Below are 7,090 nucleotides of genomic sequence, written 5' to 3' on the forward strand. Positions count from 1 at the left end.
CCCCGCGAACTGCTCGCAGTAGCCGACCCGGTCCTCCAGGAGGAAGTGGGCCAGCGGCGCACCCCCGCGCGACCGGGCCCCGACGTGACGAAGAACGCCCTCCGGCAGCCGCCGCCGTGGACGGCGGCGGGTGCACTGGGGGTCACCCCCGGACACCACCGCCCAGGACCCGGTTGACCAGGTCCGGCGCGAGCGTGCCGTATCCGGTGGCCGCCCACACGCTCCGCTCCGAGGGCACCGAGTAGTAGGGGACGGGCTGCCCCTGTGACGAGTCCGGTACGGACGCGGGCACCCGGTGCGCCCGCACGTCGGCACGGCACTCGGCGCAGGCCGGAACCGACACCGCCCGGGGGCTGGCCGTCACCCGCAGGCGTACCGGGCGCGTCTGGCCCCGGTGCCGGGGGTCGAAGAAGCAGTGGCGCGGGGCGGCGGCCCCGGTCAACGCCGCCTCGCAGTGGTCCAGGAGCACGCGCACCCCGACCAGGTCGGACGCGTCCGTGGCGGAGTCCAGCACCCGTGCGGCCGCCTCGTAGGCGGCCAGGGCGTCGGCCGTGCGACGCTCCGGACCCTCGAAGCGGGCCGCCCTGCGCCCGTAGGAGGGCAGGACCCGGACCAGTTCCCGGTGCTCGTGCTCTCTGACGGAGGAGTCCACGGTGTCGGCCACGGCCTCGGTGAGCGGGGCGACCCGGAGCGGGCGCAGGGCCCGCCTGCGCAGGACCCACGCGGTGGCACCCGCGACGAGCAGCACGGCGAGGAAGCCCGGGATCACCGTCCAGACCGGGAACGGGAACCGGGCCGTGGACCGGCCCGACGTCATCGCCTCGTGGGCCCGGGCCGTCGACTCCTCGTCGGTCACGAGGTCCACGAGGACGCCCAATCGGTCGTACAGGTCGGCCCGAGCCAGGTCGGAGCGTTCGTTGACCAGCTCCACGGCCATGCGCACCGTCTCCGGGGCGGGGCCCGGGATCTCGTCGGCGGCGGAGTGGACGGCGACGATCGTCGGGCCCTCGCCCACGACCAGGAAGGTGCCCTCCAGGCCGGCACGGTTGGCCAGGGCGGTGCCCATCGACAGCGGCTCGTCCCCCCACGGCGTCACCGCGACGTACAGGTGGGGTACCTCCTCGGCCACCCGCAGGTTCAGCTCGCGGGACTGCTCCCGCGACAGCGCCGTCTCCCCGTCGGCGGCCCCGAACCGGTCGGGGTGGACGTACAGGGGGGCCTCGGCCAGGTGGTCGGCCACGACCCCGGGGGAGAGCACTCGGCTCGTGGCGGGGTCCGCCGGCGCCCCGGCCGCTCCGGCGGGAACGGGCAGCAGGACCAGGGCCGCCAGGAGCAGGGCCGTGAGGACTCGGGTCATGATCGCACTCCCAGGAGCGAGCGGGCCCGCGCGAAGGGGTCCCGGAGGTTCAGGGCCGTCTCGGCCCAGGGGTCGTCGAGGTCGGACACGTGGACGCGCGCTCCGTCGTGGCGCAGGTACAGGGCCTGCTTCGTACGCACCTGGGCGTCGAAGCAGGCGGGGCAGACCCGCCACTTGCGCAGCCTGCCGTCCAGGTAGAACGTCCGGCGCTCCGCGGCCGGGGCGTGCAGCGGGTTCACCTGGCAGGGCGGGAGTCCGTCACCACCCCGGGGGCGGGTCAGGGCCCGCCGCCCGTGCCGGGCCAGCACCATGCCGCAGACCAGCGCCGTGACGGGCAGGCCCGGGGTCGCGGCGATCAGTCCGGCCGCGTCGTAGGCCTCCCGTGCCCGAGGCAGCCCCGCGTGCCGGGACGGCGCCGACTCGAACTCCCGGCGCAGCGAGCGCAGCTCCCCGTCCAGGCGCCTGCGCACACGCCACCGTGATCCCCGGCCCGCGTTCGCGAACCACGGCCCCGAGCCCTGGTCGGGGGCGGGGGAGAGGGTCCGGGAGGACCACCACAGGTACGGCGCCGCGACCAGCAGCCCGGTCAGGACCCCGGGGAACGCCAGGTTCCACAGGGTCGCGGAGCGCGACAAGGGCGAGAAGGTCCGCTGTTCCACCTCGGGTTCGGCGTCCCGGGTGAGCGGGGTGGCCGCCACCGGGTTCCGGGGAGACTCCTCCACCGCCTCCACGATCGCGCTGACGGTCTCCAGGGGACGGAAGGGGTCAGGGAGCCGTTCCCCGTCGAGGACCGGGGTCACCGGGCTGTCGAAGGCCGCCGTGGCGTGGCGGCCGTCCGTCGTCACCGCCACGTACACCCCGTCCGCCCCGCTCATCTCGTGCAGGGCGTGGAGGAAGAGGGTGGGCTGCCCGCCGGTCTCGTCCGTCGGCGGCGCCGCGTACAGGACGACGTACAGCGGCACCTCGCCGTCGAACGCCTCCGTAACCCGTGCGTTGATCGCGCGGAGCTCCCCCCGGTCGGGTTGCGGGTCCACGAGGTGGCTCACGTACACCGGTTCCCGCTGGAGGGCCTCCGCCACGCGCAGGACGCGTGACGGGTCGTCGATCTCGGCCACCGTGCCCGGGCCTGCGGACGCGGTCTCCGCCAGGGCGGCGGCCCCGGGCAGGAGCACCGGTGCCAACAGCGCGGCCAGGGTGAGCGCCGGGAAGCGGGGGAGCCTCATAGCGTTCCCCTCCGCAACCGGCGGAGCACGCCCGCGCCACCCGCCACCAGCAGGGCGGTACCGGCGGCGCTGACGACGAGACCCACCGTGGAAGGCCAGGTGACGGTGAGCCAGCGCTGGGTCGGCCACCCCGGTGGGGCGGCGTTCCCTCCCACCTCGTGGCCCGATCTGAGGAGGACCTCGGTCTCGGCGCGGGCGGTCCGCTCCTCCAGGTCGGGGTAGGAGGCGGCGCGCAGCAACCGGTCCAGCTGTTCGCGCGGGTCCTCCGGATAGGCGCCGGTGAACGTGGTGAAGTCGGCGACCAGGGAGGGGAGCCCCGCCTTGGAGAGGTGTGAGGCGCCCACGCGGTTGGTGTGCGGGGAGAACACCACGACCGGCCGACCGCTGCTGAGGCGGACGCTCTGGGCCAGCCAGTCGAGGTCGGTGTGGGTCGGGTGGGCCACCACCAGCACGTCCAGGCGCAGCCCCTCCTCGCGGACACGGGCGCGCAGGTCGTCGGCGAGCTGGGGCCGGTCCAGGTGACCGGCGAGTTCCTCGCTGACGAACACGCGGTCGTGGGCGAAGAGCATGTCCGCGTAGAAGTCGGGCGACTCCGTGCTGGGGTAGGCCCGCGCGGGGGCGGCCGAAACCGCGATCAGCCAAACGACGAGGAGAAGCAGTGGGGTCAGACGGTTCCCACGGCCCGGGGGATGTGGCATGTGTGGCCTTCTTCTCATGTTCTGTTGTCGTGCGGCAGTTTATGTCCGTTCCTGAGACGGTCCCTCATCCGACGTCTGCTAGAAAGGAATCGGTTCCCTCCCGCGCCCATGGAGCCTTCCCGTGTGTCCGGGGGCGCGTGCCCTCGCGGCACGCCCCATCCCCCGAACCAGAAGGTCCCCCACATGACCCGATCCTCTGGTCCTGACCCTGATCGTTCCCCTCGCCTCGTGCGGAGTCCTGGGCGACGCCCCGGAACCCGTCGAGTCCCGGGCCGGTTCCGACGACACCGAGGTCGTGGAGGCAGCGGAGGAGACCCGGACCGAGGACGCCACCCCCGCACCGGGCAGCGCCGAGGACGCCCTTCCCTACATCGAGCCCCTGGCCGTCAGGGGCGCCCCCGAGCTGGTGGAGAAGGGCCTGGAGTTCGCCCACCCGGACTGGCCCGCCCACGGGTACCTCCAGCACCAGGCGGACGGCGTCCGGGCCAACCGCGTCAGCGGCTACTCCTCGCCCGACGGCTCCACCGAAGTGCGCGGTGACAACATCCAGCTGTGCCTGGACGACGGATGCGTCACCTTCGGCGACTTCCTCTTCGTGGACGGGTTGGTCGCCGACTTCCGCGTGAACGGCAACCTGGTCAGCGACAACTTCCTCCCCGGCGGCGGCAGCGACTCCCGCGACGGTGTCACCGGAACCGTCGCTAGCGGCTACTACGCGAGCGGGGGCGGGAACACGACCGTGTTCGTCGACCTGGAGACGGAATCGGCCGAGGTCAGCCTGGTCGATTCCACCCTGGAGGGACCCGGCGGCGACCTCGCGCCCATGGACCTCATGAACGGGGTCACCGGCCAGGACTACGTGACCCCCGGCTCTCCCGGGCAGGTCCGGCTCCTGTTCGACACCTCCGAACTGGGGGGCACCGTCGAAGTCGTCCTCCAGTGCGTCACCGGATGCGACGGCGAGGTCTTCCTCTCCCTGCCGCTGGACTGACCCCAGGCGGGACCCGGGCCCGGCCGCCCTATCCGGCGCGCCGGACCCGGGACTCGTCCCACACCGGCTCGTCCGCCTCGTACACCCGGCCGTCGGCGCCGAACACCACGAAACGGTCGAACCCGCGCGCGAACCAGCGGTCGTGCGTGACCGCCAGCACCGTCCCCTGGTAGGCGTCCAGGGCGGCCTCCAACGCCTCCGCCGAGACCACGTCCAGGTTGTCCGTGGGCTCGTCGAGCAGCAGCATGGTGGTGCCCGACAGCTCCAGCAACAGCACCTGGAACCTCGCCTGCTGGCCGCCTGACAGGGTGTCGAACGTCTGGTCGGCGCTCAGGGCCAGCTCGTAGCGGTCCAGGGCGCGGCCCGCCTCGTCCCGGGGCAGGCCCCCGCGCTCGCCCTGCCCGCTGTGCAGGATGTCCAGCAGCGTCCGACCCGCGAACTCCGGGTGCTCGTGGGTCTGCGCGAACCACCCCGGCAGCACCCGCGCGCCCAACCGGGCCCGCCCGGTGTGCGGCACCGGTTCGATCCGGGCACGCTCCTCCTCCGGCACCAGGGAGGACTCCGGGTCGTCACCGCCCCCGGCCAGCAGACGCAGGAAGTGCGACTTCCCGGACCCGTTGGAGCCCAGCACCGCCACCCGCTCGTCATACCAGACCTCCAGGTCGAAGGGGCGCATCAGCCCGGTGAGCTCCAGACCCTCGCACACCAGGGCGCGCTTCCCGGTGCGACCGCCGCGCAGGCGCATCCGCAGGTTCTGGTCCCGGGGCCGCTCCTGGGGCGGACCCGCCTCCTCGAACCGCCGCAACCGGGTCCGCGCGGACTGGTAACGGGTGGCCATGTCCGAGTTGTAGGACGCCTTCTGCTTGTACATGGCCACCAGGGACCGCAGCTTGGCGTGCTCCTCGTCCCACCGCCTGCGCAGCTCCTCCAGTCGGGCGAACCGCTCGCGCCGCGCCTCGTGGTAGGTGTCGAAGGCGCCCCCGTGCACCCACGTGTCGTTGCCCGCCGCGCCCAACTCCACCGTGACGATCCGGTCCGGGACCCGGCTCAGCAGCTCACGGTCGTGCGAGACGAACAGCACCGACTTGGGGGTGGCGAGCAGCGCCTCCTCCAGCCAGCGCTTGCCGGGCACGTCCAGGTAGTTGTCCGGTTCGTCCAGCAGCAGGACCGGGGCGGGGCCGCGCAGCAGAGCCTCGACGACCAGCCGCTTCTGCTCACCGCCCGAGAGCGTGCGCACCTCCCGCCAGCGGCAGCGCTCGTAGGCGAGGCCCAGCGCGGCCACACAGCACTGGTCCCACACCACCTCGGCCTCGTAGCCCCCGGCGTCGCCGTACCGGGCGATCGCCCCGGCGTAGCGCATCTGGGTGGCCTCGTCCTCCGCGAGCATCATGGCGGCCTCGGCCGCCTCCAGGTCCGCGTGGGCCCGCCGCACCGGCTCGGGGGAGACCGACACCAGCAGTTCGTGCACCGTGGTGGCGTCCCGCACGTGCCCCACGAACTGCGGCATCACCCCCAGGTCACCGTCGACGGTGACCGCGCCCGACTGGGGCGGGAACTCGCCGCGCACGAGTCGCAGCAGGGTGCTCTTGCCCGCGCCGTTGGCCCCCACCAACGCGGTCTTGGACCCCTCGCCGACCCGGAACGACACCCCGTCCAGCAGCACCCTCCCGTCGGGCAGGGTGTGTGTCACCTGGTTGACGTCGACGTAACCCACGACCGCTCTTCCCCACTCCCGTGAACTCCCGCGCGCCCGTCGGCGGCGCGGAAGGTCAGCGTTCCACGGCGGTTCGCGGCCCGGCAAAGGGTTTTCGCCGGTCCGGGGCCCGCGCGACCTTAAGAGTCCCTTAGCTGACACCTAAGGTCCGGTGAAGTCCGGTGTGTGCGCGTTCACCCCTGTTCTAGGTTCTTCTCGCCGGTCAGTGACCGGCGGACCGGGGACGACGTGGTCACCGGACCGGAAGGCGGCGGAGAAAGGCGGCGGGGTGACTCTCACACAGGGAGCGGCGGGCACACACGAGGCGACGGGGTTCGGCCCGGCCCATCGGGCCTGCTGCGCCGAGCCCGGCGAGCGCCCGGTTCCGATCGAGCGCATGTCGATGCTGTCCAACCAGGCGTCGGTGGCGCTCCTGGGCCCGGACGCGCGTCTGCTGTGGTTCTGCCACCCCGAACCGGACTCCAACGCCCTGTTCGCCGAGGTGTTGGGCGGCCGCCGGGCCGGGGTGTTCGCGATCGCGCCCGCCCACGGCCGGATGCCGTTGGGCCAGCGCTACCTGCCGGGCACGATGACCGTGCGCACCCGCTGGTCCCGCCTGGAGGTCACCGACTACCTCTCCCACGACACCGGGCCGGGCCGCACCGACCTGGTCCGGGTGATCGAGGGTTCGACACCGGTGGAGGTCGAGTTCGCGCCCCGCCCCGACTTCGGGCGCGCCCCGGTACGGATCGTCGCCGAGGACGACGGACTGCGTGTCCACGGAGCCGACTTCCCACTGGTCCTGCGCTCCCCGGGGGTGCGCTGGCACATCGGGTCCGAGGACGGCCACGACACCGCCCGCGCCACCCTCGAACCGGTCGAGGGCGCACCGGTCGTACTGGAACTGCGCTGCGGCACCGACTCCCTCACCGCGCACCCCGTCCCCGAGATCCGGCGCCGGACCCGCACCGAGAGCGAGTGGAGCGACTGGCTGGCGGGGGTCGACCTGCCGCGGACCCAGAGCGATCTGGTCGCCCGTTCGGCGTTGACGTTGCGGGGTCTGTGCACCCCGACCGGTGGTGTGATGGCCGCCGCGACGACCTCGCTTCCCGAGGAGATCGGCGGGGT

6 protein-coding genes are annotated in these 7,090 nt (G+C 73.3%); 2 read left to right on the forward strand and 4 right to left on the reverse strand.

Annotated elements, in window-relative coordinates:
• Positions 1 to 142: 142 nt before the first annotated feature.
• The 3 genes from ABZ635_RS26885 to ABZ635_RS26895 are packed head-to-tail and all read right to left on the reverse strand — an operon-like array spanning position 143 to position 3,278.
• Positions 143 to 1,357, reverse strand: a complete 1,215-nt coding sequence (locus ABZ635_RS26885) for a hypothetical protein (RefSeq protein WP_357770021.1) — start codon at positions 1,355 to 1,357, stop codon at positions 143 to 145.
• Complete coding sequence (locus ABZ635_RS26890; protein WP_357770023.1) at positions 1,354 to 2,580, reverse strand: hypothetical protein; 1,227 nt, start codon at positions 2,578 to 2,580, stop codon at positions 1,354 to 1,356. The genes ABZ635_RS26885 and ABZ635_RS26890 overlap by 4 nt, the downstream gene beginning before the upstream one ends.
• Positions 2,577 to 3,278, reverse strand: coding sequence for a hypothetical protein (locus ABZ635_RS26895; RefSeq protein ID WP_357770024.1), 702 nt, complete (start codon positions 3,276 to 3,278; stop codon positions 2,577 to 2,579). Before ABZ635_RS26895 ends, ABZ635_RS26890 begins: the two co-directional genes overlap by 4 nt.
• A 295-nt stretch (positions 3,279 to 3,573) precedes the next feature.
• Here ABZ635_RS26895 and ABZ635_RS26900 point away from each other — a divergent pair, with 295 nt between their 5' ends.
• Positions 3,574 to 4,269, forward strand: coding sequence for a hypothetical protein (locus ABZ635_RS26900; protein WP_357770025.1), 696 nt, complete (start codon positions 3,574 to 3,576; stop codon positions 4,267 to 4,269).
• Between the two features lie 28 nt (positions 4,270 to 4,297).
• Here ABZ635_RS26900 and ABZ635_RS26905 read toward each other — a convergent pair whose 3' ends face one another.
• Positions 4,298 to 5,983, reverse strand: coding sequence for an ATP-binding cassette domain-containing protein (locus ABZ635_RS26905; protein WP_357770027.1), 1,686 nt, complete (start codon positions 5,981 to 5,983; stop codon positions 4,298 to 4,300).
• 268 nt (positions 5,984 to 6,251) lie between these two features.
• Here ABZ635_RS26905 and ABZ635_RS26910 point away from each other — a divergent pair.
• The coding region (locus ABZ635_RS26910; RefSeq protein ID WP_357770029.1) for a trehalase-like domain-containing protein at positions 6,252 to 7,090 on the forward strand (839 nt) is incomplete at its 3' end.

Origin of the sequence: Nocardiopsis sp. NPDC007018 (assembly GCF_040635075.1) — a bacterium.
Taxonomy (GTDB): Bacteria; Actinomycetota; Actinomycetes; order Streptosporangiales; family Streptosporangiaceae; genus Nocardiopsis.